The following is a 16,736-nucleotide window of genomic DNA, read 5'->3' as shown; positions in this document are numbered from 1 at the left end:
GTCCCGCCCCTTGTCCCGGAGCGCCGGGAGTGTCCGCACGACCCGCGCTCCGGTTCCCGCAGCAACCCGACACGAAAGTGCCAGCCATGTCTGAGACACCCGGTGCCAGCTACGCCGCCGCCGGCGTCGACATCGAGGCGGGCGACCGCGCCGTCACCCTGATGAAGGAGTGGGTGCGCAAGGCCACCCGCCCCGAGGTCGTCGGCGGCATCGGCGGCTTCGCCGGACTCTTCGACGCCTCCGCCCTCAAGCGCTACGAGCGGCCGCTGCTCGCCTCGGCCACCGACGGCGTCGGCACCAAGGTCGACATCGCCCGCCGGATGGGCGTCTACGACACCATCGGCCACGACCTGGTCGGCATGGTCGTGGACGACCTGGTGGTGTGCGGGGCCGAGCCGCTGTTCATGACGGACTACATCTGCGTCGGCAAGGTGCACCCGGAGCGGGTCGCGGCCATCGTCAAGGGCATCGCCGAGGGGTGTGTGCTGGCCGGCTGCGCGCTCGTCGGCGGCGAGACCGCGGAGCACCCGGGCCTGCTCGGTGCGGACGAGTTCGACGTGGCGGGCGCCGGAACCGGCGTGGTCGAGGCGGACGCCCTGCTCGGCGCGGATCGTATCCGTATGGGTGACGCGGTGATCGCGATCGAGTCGTCCGGACTTCACTCCAACGGGTACAGCCTGGTCCGGCACGTGTTCTTCGACCGGGCCGGCTGGGAGCTGGACCGGGAGGTGCCGGAGTTCGGCCGCACCCTGGGCGAGGAGCTGCTGGAGCCGACGAGGATCTACTCGCTGGACTGCCTGGCGCTGGCCCGCACCACCGAGGTGCACGCGTTCTCGCACATCACCGGCGGCGGCCTGGCCAACAACCTGGCCCGGGTCGTCCCCGAGGGCCTGCACGCCACGGTCGACCGGTCGACCTGGACGCCGGACGCGGTGTTCCGGACGGTCGGCGAGCTGGGCGGCGTGGCGCGGCTGGAGCTGGAGAAGACCCTGAACATGGGCGTGGGCATGATCGCCGTGGTGCCGCAGGAGTCGGTCGACGTCGCGCTGACCGTGCTCGCGGACCGCGGAGCCGAGGCCTGGGTGGCCGGCGAGATCACGGCACGCGAAGCCGGCGCGGCCGCGGTGGAACTGGTCGGCGACTACGCGAACTGAGCGGCGGCCGGATCCCCCGCGGCCGGGAGGGCGTGCGGGGGCCCGGTGCCGAAGCGACGACGAAACCCGGTCCGGGGACCGGACCGGGTCAGCGTGTGAGCAGCGTCAAGCGCGACGACGCTGCGAAGAGGGCTGGGACTCGTCCTCGTCCTCGTCGTCCTCGTCGTCGTTGTAAAGATCCGCGTACTGAGCGTACGGGTCGTCTTCCAACTCGTCGTCATCGTCCTCGACAGGCTCCGGATTAACCGGCCTCGACGGCGATGCGCCCAGCTCTTCGGCCAGACGTGAGAGATCCGTGCCGCCGCTGTTGTACTTCAGCTGGCGGGCGACCTTCGTCTGCTTGGCCTTGGCCCGGCCGCGCCCCATGGCTCGACCCCCTCAACGGCGGGGCTCGATGGCCCCGAGTCTTGACACGCGTTCATGAATTCGGAGCGGTCTCCCGGGGAGAACCGGTCCGTAGGGCCTCAACGGTACCTGCTTCCGACGCCGCACGGTACGTCGCCCGCACGACGCGCGTCGGAACAGGGGCCAATCGCGGCCCTGTCCTGCCTGGTCAGGCCCGATTTTACCTTCTTCTAGCGCGAACTTGCTATCGGGCCGTGCTCTCGGTCACGCCAGGGGGTCGCAAGGGCGTGTCGGCGCCTCTCGCGACCCCCGCGGCAACCCCCGTCACACGGTGCCACGAACACACCGGGACGGACTCCTCGCCGCTTCCCTACGCCGAGGGCCGCAGCCACTCGGAGGAGGGGGTGCGGTCGGCCATCCGCTGCTCGGCCAGGCGGTCGGCGGCCACCGCCGGCGGCACGCCGTCGGCCTTGGCGCGCTCGAAGATCGCGAGCGTGGTGTCGTAGATCTTGGTGGCCTTGGCCTTGGCGCGCTCGAAGTCGAAGCCGTGCAGCTCGTCCGCGACCTGGATCACGCCGCCGGCGTTCACCACGTAGTCGGGGGCGTAGAGGATGCCGCGGTCGGCGAGGTCCTTCTCCACGCCCGGGTGGGCGAGCTGGTTGTTGGCGGCGCCGCACACCACGGTGGCGGTCAGCGCGCCCACGGTCGGGTCGTCCAGCGCGTGGCCGAGCGCGCAGGGGGCGTAGACGTCGAGCGGGGTGCGGACCAGCACCTCAGCGTCGGTGACCGCGGTGACGTGCGGGTGACGGGCGGTGATCCGCTCGACGGCCTCCGCGCGTACGTCGGTGATGACGACCTCCGCGCCGTCGTCCAGCAGGTGCTCGACGAGGTGGTGGCCGACCTTGCCGACGCCGGCCACGCCGACCCGGCGGCCCTTGAGTGTGGACTCGCCCCACTGGGCCTTGGCGGCTGCCCGCATGCCCTGGAAGACGCCGAACGCGGTGAGCACCGAGGAGTCGCCGGCGCCGCCGTTCTCGGGGGAGCGGCCGGTGGTCCAGCGGTTCTCGCGGGCGATGACGTCCATGTCGGCGACGTAGGTGCCGACGTCGCAGGCGGTCACGTAGCGGCCGCCGAGCGAGGCGACGCAGCGGCCGTAGGCGAGCAGCAGCTCCTCGGACTTCAGGGTGTCCGGGTCGCCGATGATCACCGCCTTGCCGCCGCCGAGGTCGAGGCCGGCGAGCGCGTTCTTGTACGACATGCCGCGGGCGAGGTTGAGTGCGTCTTCCACGGCCTCCTCGTCGGAGGCGTAGGGGAAGAAGCGGGTGCCGCCGAGGGCGGGGCCCAGGGCGGTGGAGTGGAGGGCGATGACGGCCTTGAGGCCGGATGCGCGGTCCTGGCAGAGGACGACCTGCTCGTGCCCGCCCTGCTCCGATCGGAACAGCTTGGCGACGACGCCTTCGTTCGAGGCGGCGGTCTGTCGTACGTCAGTCACGGTGGTGACTCCCATAGTCCAGTCGGTCCCAGTGAGTGATGAGTCATGGGGCTCGCGCCCCCCAAGGGGTGGCGGAGGGCTTGATGGCCTCAGGGTAGGCCCTGGCGACCCGATCATGAGCACTGATCCGGCCGATCAAGAGGGCGTGACCGGCCACGCGGGGGGCGCACGGGCGCAGTGGCCGGGATCACCTCCGGGGTGCCGGGCCGCGTGGGACGATCGAGGTACCGAACCGGCCGGCGGGCCGGCCATGGGCTCTGCAGGGCGGCGAGGGAGCGGGTGTGGGCGGTTCAGCTGTGGTGGTCCCGTACGCGGCGTACCTGCGCGTGTACGAGCCGCTGGCGGCCTTCCCTGAGCCCGAACGCACCCACTGGTACCGGTACGCGGCCTCGGGCACCGTTCGCACCGCACAGGACGAACTGCGCCAGTCCCTGGCCGATCTGGTGCCGGTGCCGCCGATCGCGGTACCGGTGCACGAGAGCCGGGACGCGTTCGTGGCCGTGGTGGGCGGTGTGACGCACATCTGCCCGTGGCGCACCCGGCTGCGCGGCTGGATGGCGCTGGAGCACGCGGGCGACCTGGTGTCCGAGCCGGTGCTCGACGCGATGCTGCCGCCGGTGGTCCGGCGGCAGGCGGCGGCCGACCATGAGGCGTGGCGGGAGCGCAACCCCGACGCCCGGCCGTGGATCCGCTCGGCGACCTGGCACGTGCCGGTGCGCTGGTTCACCCTCGTCGGCGACGACGAGCGGGAGTACGAGCCGGCCGGCGCGGGCGAGTCCAAGGAGCCGCTGCTGCGCTACCGCACGCCGATGGTGCAGGCGCGCCGCCGGGTCGCGCGGACCCTGCGGGTGCTCAAGGACGCCCTGGAGGAGAGCCCGTTGATCGACGGGCTGATCGATGTCGGCCGCTGGCTGGAAGAGTTCCATCCGCGTTCACTGGTCGAACTCGACTACGGCGGCCTGGTGCACGCCATGGGACCGGAGCGGCTGGCCGAGGATCACTCGGCGGCCGACGTCGCGGAGGGTCTGGCGGCCCTGCGCGAGGGCGACTCGACCGCCGCGGGGGTCGCGTACGAGCGGCTCACCGACCGGTGGCGGGCGGTCCGGGAGCTTCAGTTCTCCAACTGACGGCGGGCCGGGTCGACTCGGGGAGTGCCCGGGGCGACGCGGGAAGTGCCCTGCGAGTGGCCTGGCGCATGCGTCTGTGAAGGACTTGTGTGCACTGTGTTGTCTCTCCGTGTCTCTTCACCTTCCAGACTTGCCTTCTGCCGTCAGAGATGGCGGTATTGGCCCAAGCGTGACGCAGAGCACGTAACCGGACTCTTGCCTGCATCACCATCTGTCATGCCAAAATGGGACATCGGGTCCGCCTCGGGCTCGTTTCGAAGGTGGGGATGTTGCAGGTGGTTGTGCTGTGACTGATCGTCACGTTGGTGTGACTGTCCGCTATGGCATGGTCCATCGGCTTCCGTCGAGGTTCAACACCTGAGAGGGCAAATCCATCGGTTTGGCCGACGCGGCTGGACGGATGGTGTAGTTGTAGTGCCGAGGACAAGCCGTTCGTCCTATTACCGACTCGGCCCGCGTCGCCCATTTCGGGCAACGTGGGTCAAGGTGCAGAATTTAGAGGAAAGAACCGCGTTGGTTCGGTTCTCTCGAGGAGGCCGCTCATGACCGCTCGCACCCCTGATGCCGAGCCGTTGCTTACCCCTGCCGAGGTCGCGACCATGTTCCGCGTCGACCCCAAGACGGTCACGCGCTGGGCCAAGGCCGGCAAACTGACGTCCATCCGGACGCTCGGCGGGCACCGCCGTTACCGCGAGGCGGAGGTCCGTGCACTGCTCGCGGGCATTCCGCAGCAGCGCAGCGAGGCCTGACAGCCCGTTTGGGCGGATGACGGGGCCCCCACCCCGGACCCGCCGCCCGACCCCGTGGTCTCCCCGCCCCCAACGGGAGAGCCATCGGGGAGCACGCTCAGCTTCATGGATGTACCTGGTTCCACCAGGACCGCATCGGACTCCGCCGGGTCCGGTGCGGTCCTTTTTTGTGCGTCCTGGGCGGTGTTGGCAGGCGCTGGCAGGCGCTGGCAGGCGTTGGCAGGCGCTGCGCGGTGGGAAGCGGGGTGGTCTGTGGGGTCTTGGGGACTCCTGCGAGAGGGGGTGCCATTGCACATATTAAATCGAGGGTGTCCGGAAGGGCCCGGGGTTCCCCTTTTTTCAAACGACTTGGCGTGACTCCCGTCACACGGCGGCCACTTGTGGATCTTGCTCAGAGTGAGGTAATGAACGCCCGTACGGATCTTGGGGTTTGCCGCGCTGGGTCTCGGCGGTCTCGGCGGCGTCCCGGGTTCACAGCGGCACCCGGGGGAGGCCCCGCGTCCCGCGCACGCGAGAAGGCCCGGATCCTGAGGGATCCGGGCCTTCGGCGAACTACTGCGGTCCTGACGGGATTTGAACCCGCGGCCTCCACCTTGACAGGGTGGCGAGCACTCCAAACTGCTCCACAGGACCTGGTGTCGCGGCCGGTTCCGCACTTTCGTGCGCGGCTGCGAGACAGACTGTACAGCAGGTCAGGCGGTGCGGTCGAACCCAAGTCGAACCCAAGGGGAGTGAGCGCGGAGGCGGACCGGAAGGGGCTCGGGAGGTCAGCCCCGGGTGAGGGCCCAGCCCTCGTCCAGCGCCTTGAAGACGCGCTTGTCCGAGACCGGGAACGCCGTCCCCAGGGCATGCGCGAAGTAGCTGACCCGCAGCTCCTCGATCATCCAGCGGATGTCGCGGATCGCGGCCGGCACCGGGCGCCCCTGCGGCTGCGCGGCCAGCAACTCGGCGTACTCGGTCTGGATCTCGCGCACCTTCTCCATGCGGGTTGCGTCCCGTTGCACCCCGGTGGGCATCTGCTGCAGCCGCCGGTCGACGGCCACCAGGTAGCGCATCAGGTCCGGCAGCCGTTTGAGGCCGGTGTCCGTCACGAAGCCCGGGTGCACCAGGGCCGCCAGCTGCTCCTTGACGTCCTGGAGGTTGGCGACCAGCGCCAGGCTCGTGGTGTCCTTCAGCCGGCGCTCACAGGACTGCCAGGCGGCCAGCACCTGCTGGACCCGCTGCACGCTGCGCGAGGTCAGCTCCACCAGGTCGGTGCGCACCGCGTCGAAGAGCTTGCGGTACGACTCCTCGTCCCACGCCGGGCCGCCGTGGTCCGCGATCAGGCGGTCCGCCGCGGCGGTCGCGCAGTCCTCGAAGAGCGCCTGCACGCTGCCGTGCGGGTTCCGGGACAGGGCCAGCTTCTGCTGGTTGGACAGGGTGTCCGCGGCGAACTTCGCGGGGTTCACCGGGACGTTCAGCAGGATCAGCCGCCGGGTGCCGCGCCACATCGCCGCGGCCTGCTCGGCCTCGGTGTCGAACAGCCGCACCGCGACCGAGGCGCCCTCGTCCACCAGCGCCGGATAGGCCTTCACCGGCTGGCCGGCCCGCCGGGTCTGGAAGGTGCGCGGCAGCGTGCCGACCGTCCAGTCCTTCAGGCCGGTGCGCTGCTCCACCGACGCCAGCGCGGGGTCCGAGGCGCGCTCGAAGGCCCTGGTGATGGCCTCCCGCGTCTTCGGCTTCAGCCGCAGCTTCAGCGCGCCCAGGTCCTTGTCCTCGGCGATCCGGCGGCGGCGCTCGTCGATCACCCGGAAGGTGATCTTCAGATGGTCCGGCACCTTCGCCAGGTCGAAGTCGTCCGCGGTGACCGGTACGCCGACCATCCGCTGCAACTCCCGGGCGAGCACGTCCGGCAGCGGATCGGGTCCGGCCACGGCACGGTCGAGGAACGCCTTGGCGTAGTTCGGCGCCGGTACGTAGTGGCGGCGGATCGCCTTGGGCAGCGAGCGGATCAGCTCGGTGACGACCTCCTCGCGCAGCCCCGGGATCTGCCAGTCGAAGCCGTCGGCCACCACCTGGTTGAGCACCTGCAGCGGGATGTGCACGGTGACGCCGTCGGCGTCCGCGCCCGGCTCGAACTGGTAGGTCACCCGGAACTTCAGCGCGCCCTGCCGCCAGGAGTCCGGGTAGTCGGCCTTGGTGACCGCCTCCGCGTTCTCGTTGATCAGCATGGAGTGCTCGAAGTTCAGCAACTCCGGTTCCTCGCGGCGCTTGTGCTTCCACCACGAGTCGAAGTGCGCGCCGGAGACTACGTGTTCGGGCAGCCGTGCGTCGTAGAAGTCGAAGAGCGTCTCGTCGTCGACGAGGATGTCCCGGCGCCGGGCGCGGTGTTCGAGCTCCTCGACCTCACCGAGCAGCTTGCGGTTGTCGTGGAAGAACTGGTGGTGCGTCCGCCAGTCGCCCTCGACCAGCGCGCTGCGGATGAACAGTTCGCGCGCGACCTCCGGCTCGATCCGCCCGTAGTTGACCTTGCGCTGGGCGACGAGCGGGACGCCGTACAGCGTCACCTTCTCGTACGCCATCACCGCGGCCTGGTCCTTCTCCCAGTGCGGCTCGCTGTAGGTCCGCTTCACCAGGTGCCCGGCCAGCGGCTCGACCCACTCGGGCTCGATCCTGGCGTTCACCCGCGCCCACAGCCGGGAGGTCTCCACCAGCTCCGCCGACATGATCCAGCGCGGCGGCTTCTTGAACAGCGCCGAGCCGGGGAACACCGCGAACTTGGCGCTGCGCGCGCCCAGGTACTCGTTCTTGCCCGTGCCCTTGCCGCCCTCACCGGCGACGTCCTTCAGCCCGATGTGGCTGAGCAGGCCGGACAGCAGCGAGACGTGCACCCGCTGCGGGTCCGCCGCGTCGCCCTTGTGCTCAGCGGTGTCGATGCCCAACTGCCGTGCCACCGTGCGCAGCTGGGTGTAGATGTCCTGCCACTCGCGGATCCGCAGGTAGTTGAGGAACTCCGAGCGGCACATGCGCCGGAAGGCCGAGGAGGACAGCGCCTTCTGCTGCTCGCGGATGTACGTCCACAGGTTGAGGAAGGCCAGGAAGTCGCTGGTCTCGTCGCGGAACCGGGCGTGCTGCTGGTCCGCCTGCTGCTGCTTGTCCGAGGGGCGCTCGCGCGGGTCCTGGATGGACAGCGCGGACGCGATGACCATCACCTCGCGCACACAGCCGTTGCGGTCGGCCTCCAGCACCATGCGGGCCAGCCGCGGGTCGACCGGGAGCTGCGACAGCTTGCGGCCGGTGTCCGTGAGCCGCTTGCGCGGGTCCTTCTGCCGCGGGTCGAGCGCGCCGAGTTCCTCCAGGAGCTGGACGCCGTCCTTGATGTTCCGGCTGTCCGGCGGGTCGATGAACGGGAACCTGGCGATGTCGCCGAGGCCGGCCGCGGTCATCTGCAGGATGACCGACGCGAGGTTGGTCCGCAGGATCTCGGGGTCGGTGAACTCCGGCCGGGACAGGAAGTCGTCCTCGTCGTACAGCCGGACGCAGATGCCGTCCGAGGTACGGCCGCAGCGGCCCTTGCGCTGGTTGGCGCTGGCCTGGCTGATCCGCTCGATCGGCAGCCGCTGCACCTTCGTGCGGTGGCTGTAGCGGGAGATGCGGGCGGTGCCGGGGTCGATGACGTACTTGATGCCCGGCACGGTCAGCGACGTCTCGGCCACGTTGGTGGCCAGCACGATGCGGCGGGTCGCGTTGCCGCCCGGCCGCTGGAAGACCCGGTGCTGTTCGGCGGAGGACAGCCGCGCGTACAGCGGCAGCACCTCGGTCAGGCGGAGGTTCCGTTTGTTCAGGGCGTCCGCGGTGTCGCGGATCTCCCGCTCGCCGGATAGGAAGACCAGGATGTCGCCCGGGCCCTCGGCCTGCAGCTCGTCGACGGCGTCGCAGATCGCGGTGACCTGGTCGCGGTCGCTGTCCTGCGACTCCTCCTCCAGCAGCGGCCGGTAGCGCACCTCGACCGGGTACGTACGGCCGCTCACCTCGACGATCGGGGCGTCGCCGAAGTGCCGGGAGAAGCGCTCCGGGTCGATCGTCGCCGAGGTGATGATCACCTTCAGGTCGGGGCGGCGGGGCAGCAGCTGGGCCAGGTAGCCGAGCAGGAAGTCGATGTTGAGGCTGCGCTCGTGCGCCTCGTCGATGATCAGCGTGTCGTAGGCCAGCAGATCGCGGTCGGTCTGGATCTCGGCGAGCAGGATGCCGTCGGTCATCAGCTTGACCAGTGTCGAGTCGCCCACCTGGTCGGTGAAGCGGACCTTCCAGCCGACGGCCTCGCCCAGCGGCGTCCGCAGCTCCTCGGCGACCCGGTCGGCGACGGTCCTGGCGGCGATGCGGCGGGGCTGGGTGTGACCGATCCGGCCGCGCAGCCCGCGGCCGAGCTCCAGGCAGATCTTGGGGATCTGGGTGGTCTTGCCCGAGCCCGTCTCACCGGCGACGATCACCACCTGGTGGTCGCGGACCGCGGCCAGGATGTCGTCCTTCTTCTGGCTGACCGGCAGCGCCTCGGGATAGCTGATCGCGGGCACGGCGGCGGCGCGCGCGGCTATCCGCTGCTCGGCGCGGTCGAGGTCGGCGGCGATCTCGGTGAGGACCGCGGCCCGCGCCTCGGCCTTGCGGATCCGGCGCGCGCCGTCGAGTCGGCGGCCGAGGCGCTGCTCGTCGCGCAGCATCAGCGCGGGGAGCCGTCCGGCCAGATCGGCGAGGGAGGGTTGCGTAGACATACGCGGTCCAGCATCGCATCCGGCGGCGAGCGGCGGCGAACGCATTTCGCCGCCTGTCGCCCGGGGCCCGTCCGCCGTGGCCCGGGTGGGCCCTGTCAGCGCGTCCGCCGGGCTGGCCCCGCCTAGCGTGGGCTGCATGGACAGCGCCGACGCCTCCCCCGGCTTCTGGAAGGCCTTCCGGGCGTCCCCCTTCCTGCCGGCGTGCGTGCTGGTGCTGCTGATCGCCGGCGCGGCCGGGCTCTTCGCCGGCTCCTACACCTACGCCTTCGCGAACCCCACCCCGCGCAGCATCCCGACCGCGGTCACCGGGGTGCCGATGTCCCAGTTCCAGCGGGCGCGGTTCGTCGCCGCGATGGAACAGGCGCTGGGCGCCTCGCTCGACCTGCACGCCTATCCCGACTTCGCGGCCGCGGCCGACGCGGTCGAGTCGCAGCGGGTCTTCGCGATCCTCCAGGAGCCGGGGCCGGTGCCGAATCCGCGGCTGTACGTCTCCTCGGCCTCCGGGGCGAGCGTCGCCCAGCTCCTGGCGGAGACCGCGCCCAGGGTGGCGGCGTCGATCGGGGTGCCGATCACCGTCCAGGACCTCAAGCCGCTGCAGCGCGGCGACCCGCGCGGTCTGGCCGTCTTCTACATCTCGCTGGCCGCGGTCATCCTCGGCTTCGTCGGCGCGATCCAGCTCAGCGTGCACGCCCGGGGACTGAACCCGGCGGAGCGGATCGCCTTCACCCTGGCCTACTCGATGCTGGGCGGGTTCGCGATCGCCGCGATCGTGGACTGGGGTCTGGGAGCGCTGCGGCTGCCGTTCGCGGAGTCCTGGGCGATCCTGCTGTTCACCATGTTCACCTCCGGCATGGTCTTCACGATGTTCAACACCCTGGTCGGCCGGTGGGCGATGCTGCCGACGTGGGGGCTGATGGTGCTGCTCGGCAACCCGTCGTCCGGCGGCGCGGTCTCCTGGCCGCTGCTGCCGTCGCTGCTCGGGTTCATCGGCCGGTGGCTGCCGCCGGGGGCGTCGGTGAACGCGCAGCACACCGCGGTCTACTTCGGCGGGCACCAGCACGCGTTCCCGTTCCTGGTGCTCACGGCCTGGGCGGCGGGGTCGACGGCCGTGTTCCTGGGGTGGCGGCACCGGCATCCGGGCGGGCGCTGAGCGGGCGGCGCCGCGGGCATCGCGGAACCGCATCACGGAACGACGAAGGGCCCGTTCCCTTGCGGGGACGGACCCTTCGTCGTGCGGTGGCTGGGGCCGGGGTCGAACCGGCGACCTACCGCTTTTCAGGCGGTCGCTCGTACCAACTGAGCTACCCAGCCGCAGCGGTCCTGACGGGATTTGAACCCGCGGCCTCCACCTTGACAGGGTGGCGAGCACTCCAAACTGCTCCACAGGACCTTGCTTTGCGCGAGACAATTCTTGCACACCGTCTCGCATGCTTCGTACCGATATTTGTTGCCTCTGGGTGATTGGATGATCACACCGGGCTGACCGAACGTCGCTGGCTCAGCGTATCAGACCTGCAGGGGGCGTCCTGACGCCGTGAGCGGGGGCCGGAGCGCGCGCGGGACCCCGGGGGAGTCGTGCCGTTGGACAGGGAGCACGGCAGGTCCGCCTCCCGAATCCGGAGCACTCCATGACGCATCCCCGCCCGCGCTTCCCGGCTCTCGCGGCGGGCGGCCTGGTCGCCGCCGCCGTCCTCTCCGGCTGCGGGTCGCCGCCCGGCGGCACGTCCGGGAAGGCCCGCCCCGCGCGGTCCACGGCGGCGGCCGGTGCCGCGGGTTCCACTGCGGCGGCCGGTCCCGGCGGCCCGGGGGCCACGGCCTCCCCCCGGCACACGACCGGTCCCGGCGGCGCGTCCTGTTACGCGGCCTCGTGCGTGCTGACCGTCACGCGTCCGGGGAGCGTCCTCCTCGACGTGCGCCGTTTCGGCTTCTCGTCCTTCCGGGTGACCACCATCGGCGCGGACGGCGTCGGCGTCGAGGCCGACGGGAACGGAAGCGACCTCTTCTCCTCCGGCGGCCCAGGCAGCCGCCTCACCCTCGGCCGGCTCACCGTCCGGGTCCTTTCCGCCACGTCCCGCTCGGTCCGTCTGGAGGTGTCGGGGTGAGGCGGAAGACCGGGATGTCGCGGGGGGCGGCGCGGCGGGCGTAGGTGTCGTACATGGGGAGCACGCGCAGGATGTCGGGCCGCGCGGCGGCTTTCTCCTCGGCGGTCAGGCGGCGGGCGCGGACCGGGATCGTCCGCGCCCGCCACTCGACGGTGGCCTCGGGCGTGCGGGTGAGATTGGTGACCCAGACGGGGTCGTGCTGCTGCCCGAAGTTGGAGCCGATGACGAGGAAGGAGCCGTCCGGTTCGCGGTGGGCGACCAGTGGGTGGCGGCGGGGGAGACCCGTGCGGTGGCCGGTGGAGGTGACCACGACGGTCCGCATGAACAGCCGGGTGGGCACCACCCGGCCGCCGGTCAGCCGGTGCGACATCAGGTCGACCGGCGGCACGACCTTCGGCGCCACCCGGGTCACCCAGCGCAGTTCGCAGAACCTTCGCACCGCGGCAAGCATCGAACCGGCTCCCCTCGTCGGCCCTCCGCCCCCAGGCTAGGCCCAACGCCCCCCGCGGGAGCCGCCCTTGCGGTCACGAAGCGCCGGCGCGGGCCCGCCTGGGGTCAGAAGGGTTTGGGGAGGAGGAGTTCGGTGTTGTGGTCGGGGGCGGCGCCGAGTTTGGCGGCGGGGGTGGCGTAGATGTCGTTGAAGGACAACTCGCGGTAGAGGGCTGCCAGGTTGGGTTCCGAGGTGGAGCCGAAGTCGGTGGCGTAGGGGGCGGCGGACTCCACCAGCGTGGTGAACAGCGACAGTGTGCCGTCGCCGTTGTCGGCGAGTTCGATGAGGCGGGCGTGCTGCGGGAAGTCCACGTGCGAGGCGGTGTTGATCTCCCAGAACGCCCGCTCGGGTACGGCGTGGCCGTGCGCGGTGATCTGGTTGGCGTGCGTGTGGCCGTTCACCCAGGCGACGACGTTGGGGTAGCGCTGCGCCAGCGCGACCAGTTCGGCACCGGTGTGCCGGCCCTCGAACAGGTTGTACGGGTCGGGCAGCGTGTTGCCCATCGTCGTGCTGGTGTGGTGGCTGAACAGCACGATCAACTGGTCCTGGGAGCCGCGCCGCACCACGTTGCCGTCGGTGTCGTACCAGTGCGTGCTGTACGACTGCAGCACCGACTCCAGCCATCCGAGCTGTGCGGTGCCGATCGAACCGTCCGCCCAGCCCGCCCGGTTGGTGGTGTCCAGGCTGACGCCGAGCACACCGTCGGCGATCTTGAAGGTGTAGTACAGCTTGCCGCTGGCGGCCGCCGCCGCGGTGAAGCCGTGGCCGAACGGGCCCGGCCCGGTGCGGGCGGGGTCCAGGTGCGCCTGCGCGAACTGCTTGGGCGTGAACGGCGCCCGCCGCGCGTCGGGGGTGATCTCGCGGACCGGCGCGCCGCCGGTGAGCAGGCCGAGGAGCAGGGTGACCGCGGCGGCCGGGTCGTGCTGGACGGCGTCGGCGAGCCGGGCCGCCGTCGCGTCGTCCACGCCCTCGATCTTGCCGCCGCCGGTGTAGAGCGAGCTGAGCAGCCCGAGGTCCGGCAGGGTGCCCTCGATGGAGTCGTCGTGGTTGCCGACCGTGGTGTACCAGGGGGTGCGCAGCCCGGGCGCGGTAAACGCCGCGCCGGCCGCTCCGAGGAAGCCGGGCACCTGAGGGAACCCGGCCTTCTTGTAGGTGTCCTGGTACGGCGACTCGGGGTTCCAGTACGCCGCGGAACCGGAGTTCTGCACGCCCTCGTACCGCGTGAGGTCACCGGTGTTCGGGGTGATGCGGCCGCCGCTCATCACCGACAGGTACCAGTCGAGTTCGACCTGCTCGTGGTTGTCGGTGTTGTCGCCGGTCGCCATCACGAGCGAGAACGGCAGGCCCGTCCAGGGGCCGCCGGCAAGGGAGTTGACGCGCTCGACGAGCGAGGACGCGCCGCGCACGGTGAGCGCCTCCTGCGGGCGGTAGGCGGAGTCGATGTACCGGGCCAGGTACTCGAACCGGACCGGGGACTCGGTGTCGGCCAGGTGCAGGTCGGTGAACTGCACGAAGGAGGCGACGCCGGTGCGGGCGGTGTCGCGGGCGGCGCCGGCCGCCGCGAGTTCGGTGCGCACGACCACCGGCCAGCCGGGTCCGGCCGCGAGCCTGCGGTAGCCGCCGGTGCCGGTCGCGGCGGCGGCCTGCTCCAGCGTGGTGCCCTCGACGCGTACCGCCCGGGCGGCCGTGGCGGCCAGGGCGCGGTCCCGCGAGGCGGCGGAGGCGTACCCGCTGTCGAGCAGCGACATCGCCGCGGCCGCGGCGGTGGCGGAGGCACCGGTGAGGAAGCGGCGTCTGCTGGGTGAGCGCATGCCAGGGTCTCCTGTGGGGTGAGGTGTCCTGTGGGCGTGTGCGGCCGCCCCCGCTGTATTACCAGTCGGTAACGGGCAACCGCCAGGGTCCCGCGCCTCGTTGGATGTGACGTGAACACGCCGTGACGCCGCGGCGCCCGGCCCTCGAACGGCCCCTCACCCGGCTTCTCCCGGCGGTGCGCTCCCGACCCGCCCGGGTGCCCTCGGCGCCCCGGCCCGGAGTACGCCGGGCCGGTGGCCGGCGCGGCGTGAAGCCACCCTAATGCCCGGTTTAAGAATTCATCGATGGACGGGACCCCGGAAGCGGAGGCAGGGTGGTGCCGCCCGGCTCATATCCCCCCGTACCGCCCCGGGCTTCCTCTCGTACAGGAGACGCGTCGGTGAAAGCGCTGGTCAAGGAGAAGGCGGAGCCGGGTCTGCGGCTCATGGACGTCGCGGAGCCGGAGATCGGCCCGGGTGACGTCCTGATCAAGGTGCTCAGGACCGGAATCTGCGGCACCGACCTGCACATCAGTGCCTGGGACGGCTGGGCGCAGCAGGCGATCAGCACCCCGCTGATCGTCGGCCACGAGTTCGTCGGCGAGGTCGTCGAGACCGGCCGCGACGTGGAGGACATCGCCGTCGGCGACCGGGTCAGCGGCGAGGGCCACCTGGTGTGCGGCAAGTGCCGCAACTGCCTGGCCGGCCGCCGTCACATGTGCCGGGCGACCGTGGGCCTGGGCGTCGGCCGCGACGGCGCGTTCGCCGAGTACGTGGCCCTGCCCGCGACGAACGTGTGGGTGCACAAGGTGCCCGTCGACCTCGACGTGGCCGCGATCTTCGACCCGTTCGGCAACGCCGTGCACACCGCGCTGTCCTTCCCGATCGTCGGCGAGGACGTGCTCATCACCGGCGCCGGACCGATCGGCCTGATGGCCGCCGCGGTGGCCCGGCACGCCGGCGCCCGCAACGTCGTCATCACCGACGTCAGCGAGGACCGCCTGGAGCTGGCCCGCAAGATCGGCGTGAGCCTGGCGCTGAACGTGGCCGAGACCACGGTCGCCGAGGGCCAGCGGGTGCTGGGCCTGCGCGAGGGCTTCGACATCGGCCTGGAGATGTCCGGCCGCCCCGAGGCCATGCGCGACCTCGTCGCCAACCTGACGAACGGCGGCCGGATCGCCATGCTGGGCCTGCCCTCGCAGGAGTTCCCGGTGGACTGGTCCCGGATCGTCACGAACATGCTCACCATCAAGGGCGTGTACGGGCGCGAGATGTTCGAGACCTGGTACGCGATGTCGGTGCTGCTCGAGGGCGGCCTCGACCTCAGCCCGGTGATCACCGGCCGCTACGGCTACCGCGACCACGAGGCCGCGTTCGCCGACGCGGCCGGCGGCCGCGGCGGCAAGGTCATCCTCGACTGGACCGAGTGAGTCCGCACCCGGAGCGGACCGGCTGAGTCCGCGCCCGGAGCGGACCGGCTGAGTCCGTACCCGAAACCGCCACAGCGCCCGCCGACCGGCACAACCCAGGGAGCCCTCCATGTTCGACTCCGTCCGCGCGGACCTGCGCAGCACCCTCGACGGCATCCGGGACGCCGGACTGCACAAGCCCGAGCGCGTCATCGACACCCCGCAGTCCGCGACCGTGAACGTCACCGCGGGCGGCCGCCCCGGCGAGGTGCTCAACTTCTGCGCCAACAACTACCTGGGCCTGGCCGACCACCCCGACGTGGTCGCCGCCGCCCACGCGGCCCTGGACCGCTGGGGCTACGGCATGGCCTCGGTGCGCTTCATCTGCGGCACGCAGGAGGTGCACAAGGAGCTGGAGGCGCGGATCTCGGGCTTCCTGGGCCAGGAGGACACGATCCTCTACTCCTCGTGCTTCGACGCCAACGGCGGTGTCTTCGAGACGCTGCTGGAAGCCGAGGACGCGGTGATCTCCGACGCCCTCAACCACGCGTCGATCATCGACGGCATCCGGCTGTCCAAGGCCCGGCGCTTCCGGTACGCCAACCGCGACATGGCGGACCTGGAGGCCCGGCTGAAGGAGGCGTCGGCCGGTGGCGCCCGCCGCACGCTCGTCGTCACCGACGGCGTCTTCTCCATGGACGGCCACGTCGCGCCGCTCCGGGAGATCTGCGACCTGGCCGACCAGTACGGCGCCATGGTCATGGTCGACGACTCGCACGCCGTCGGCTTCGTCGGCCCCGGCGGCCGCGGCACCCCCGAGCTGCACGGCGTGATGGACCGCGTGGACATCATCACCGGCACCCTCGGCAAGGCCCTCGGCGGCGCCTCCGGCGGCTACGTGGCCGCGCGCGCCGAGATCGTCGCCCTGCTGCGCCAGCGTTCGCGCCCGTACCTGTTCTCCAACACCCTCGCCCCGGTGATCGCGGGCGCCTCGCTGAAGGTGCTCGACCTGCTGGAGTCGGCCGGCGACCTGCGCGCCCGGCTCGCCGAGAACACCGCGCTGTTCCGCTCCCGCATGGCCGAGGAGGGCTTCGACATCCTCCCCGGCGACCACCCCATCGTCCCGGTCATGATCGGCGACGCCGCGGCCGCCGCCGCGCTCGCCGACCGGCTGCTGGAGCGGGGTGTGTACGCGGTCGGGTTCTCCTACCCGGTCGTCCCGCAGGGACAGGCCCGCATCCGCGTCCAGCTCTCCGCCGCCCACTCGACCGAGGACGTCAACCGTGCCGTGGAGGCGTTCGTCGCCGCCCGCGCGGATCTGGCAGGATGA

At 71.4% G+C, this 16,736-nt stretch carries 12 protein-coding genes and 3 tRNA genes; 7 read left to right on the top strand and 8 right to left on the bottom strand.

The window, feature by feature from the left end:
- Nucleotides 1-86: 86 nt before the first annotated feature.
- Nucleotides 87-1,154, top strand: coding sequence for a phosphoribosylformylglycinamidine cyclo-ligase (gene purM, locus K7862_RS07240; RefSeq protein ID WP_222961600.1), 1,068 nt, complete (start codon nt 87-89; stop codon nt 1,152-1,154).
- Between the two features lie 105 nt (nt 1,155-1,259).
- On the opposite strand, the gene K7862_RS07235 is transcribed toward purM, so the two are convergent.
- Nucleotides 1,260-1,520: a DUF3073 domain-containing protein gene (locus K7862_RS07235; RefSeq protein WP_222961599.1), complete on the bottom strand. Its 261-nt coding sequence runs from the start codon at nt 1,518-1,520 to the stop codon at nt 1,260-1,262.
- 349 nt (nt 1,521-1,869) lie between these two features.
- Entirely contained in the window at nt 1,870-3,006 is a 1,137-nt protein-coding gene (locus K7862_RS07230; RefSeq protein WP_222961598.1) for a Leu/Phe/Val dehydrogenase, read from the bottom strand.
- A gap of 266 nt (nt 3,007-3,272) precedes the next feature.
- Between K7862_RS07230 and K7862_RS07225 the strand changes: the two genes are divergently transcribed.
- A complete protein-coding gene (locus K7862_RS07225) occupies nt 3,273-4,118 on the top strand; it encodes a DUF8083 family protein (protein WP_222961597.1) in 846 nt (281 codons plus the stop codon).
- 542 nt (nt 4,119-4,660) lie between these two features.
- Complete coding sequence (gene bldC, locus K7862_RS07220; protein WP_003949541.1) at nt 4,661-4,867, top strand: developmental transcriptional regulator BldC; 207 nt, start codon at nt 4,661-4,663, stop codon at nt 4,865-4,867.
- 558 nt (nt 4,868-5,425) lie between these two features.
- Here bldC and K7862_RS07215 read toward each other — a convergent pair.
- Nucleotides 5,426-5,500: transfer RNA gene (locus K7862_RS07215), tRNA-Asp, on the bottom strand.
- Nucleotides 5,501-5,634: 134 nt separating this feature from the next.
- Nucleotides 5,635-9,615, bottom strand: a complete 3,981-nt coding sequence (gene hrpA, locus K7862_RS07210; RefSeq protein ID WP_222961596.1) for an ATP-dependent RNA helicase HrpA — start codon at nt 9,613-9,615, stop codon at nt 5,635-5,637.
- A gap of 136 nt (nt 9,616-9,751) precedes the next feature.
- Between hrpA and K7862_RS07205 the strand changes: the two genes are divergently transcribed.
- Nucleotides 9,752-10,765, top strand: coding sequence for an ABC-2 transporter permease (locus K7862_RS07205; RefSeq protein ID WP_222961595.1), 1,014 nt, complete (start codon nt 9,752-9,754; stop codon nt 10,763-10,765).
- An 87-nt stretch (nt 10,766-10,852) separates the two neighbouring features.
- Here K7862_RS07205 and K7862_RS07200 read toward each other — a convergent pair.
- Both K7862_RS07200 and K7862_RS07195 read right to left on the bottom strand, forming a co-directional pair.
- Nucleotides 10,853-10,926: transfer RNA gene (locus K7862_RS07200), tRNA-Phe, on the bottom strand.
- Nucleotides 10,927-10,930: 4 nt separating this feature from the next.
- Nucleotides 10,931-11,005, bottom strand: a tRNA-Asp gene (locus K7862_RS07195).
- A 238-nt stretch (nt 11,006-11,243) separates the two neighbouring features.
- Here K7862_RS07195 and K7862_RS07190 point away from each other — a divergent pair.
- Nucleotides 11,244-11,717 carry a hypothetical protein gene (locus tag K7862_RS07190; protein WP_222961594.1) on the top strand — a complete coding sequence of 158 codons (474 nt, stop codon included), beginning with the start codon at nt 11,244-11,246 and terminating at the stop codon, nt 11,715-11,717.
- Here K7862_RS07190 and K7862_RS07185 read toward each other — a convergent pair.
- Nucleotides 11,659-12,156, bottom strand: a complete 498-nt coding sequence (locus K7862_RS07185) for a nitroreductase family deazaflavin-dependent oxidoreductase (protein ID WP_222961593.1) — start codon at nt 12,154-12,156, stop codon at nt 11,659-11,661. The genes K7862_RS07190 and K7862_RS07185 overlap by 59 nt on opposite strands.
- Nucleotides 12,157-12,272: 116 nt before the next feature.
- The gene (locus tag K7862_RS07180; RefSeq protein ID WP_222961592.1) at nt 12,273-14,018 is read right to left on the bottom strand and encodes a TIGR03767 family metallophosphoesterase; all 1,746 of its coding nucleotides are present in this window, start codon (nt 14,016-14,018) and stop codon (nt 12,273-12,275) included.
- 380 nt (nt 14,019-14,398) lie between these two features.
- On the opposite strand from K7862_RS07180, the gene tdh reads away from it, so the two are divergent.
- Both tdh and K7862_RS07170 read left to right on the top strand, forming a co-directional pair.
- Nucleotides 14,399-15,427 carry an L-threonine 3-dehydrogenase gene (gene tdh, locus K7862_RS07175; protein ID WP_222961591.1) on the top strand — a complete coding sequence of 343 codons (1,029 nt, stop codon included), beginning with the start codon at nt 14,399-14,401 and terminating at the stop codon, nt 15,425-15,427.
- Between the two features lie 109 nt (nt 15,428-15,536).
- Nucleotides 15,537-16,736, top strand: coding sequence for a glycine C-acetyltransferase (locus K7862_RS07170; RefSeq protein ID WP_222961590.1), 1,200 nt, complete (start codon nt 15,537-15,539; stop codon nt 16,734-16,736).

The sequence above is a fragment of the Actinacidiphila acidipaludis genome (assembly GCF_019890725.1).
Lineage (GTDB): Bacteria > Actinomycetota > Actinomycetes > Streptomycetales > Streptomycetaceae > Actinacidiphila > Actinacidiphila acidipaludis.
Note: the sequence above shows the minus strand (reverse complement) of the source record. Positions and strands in the feature narration are given on the sequence as shown.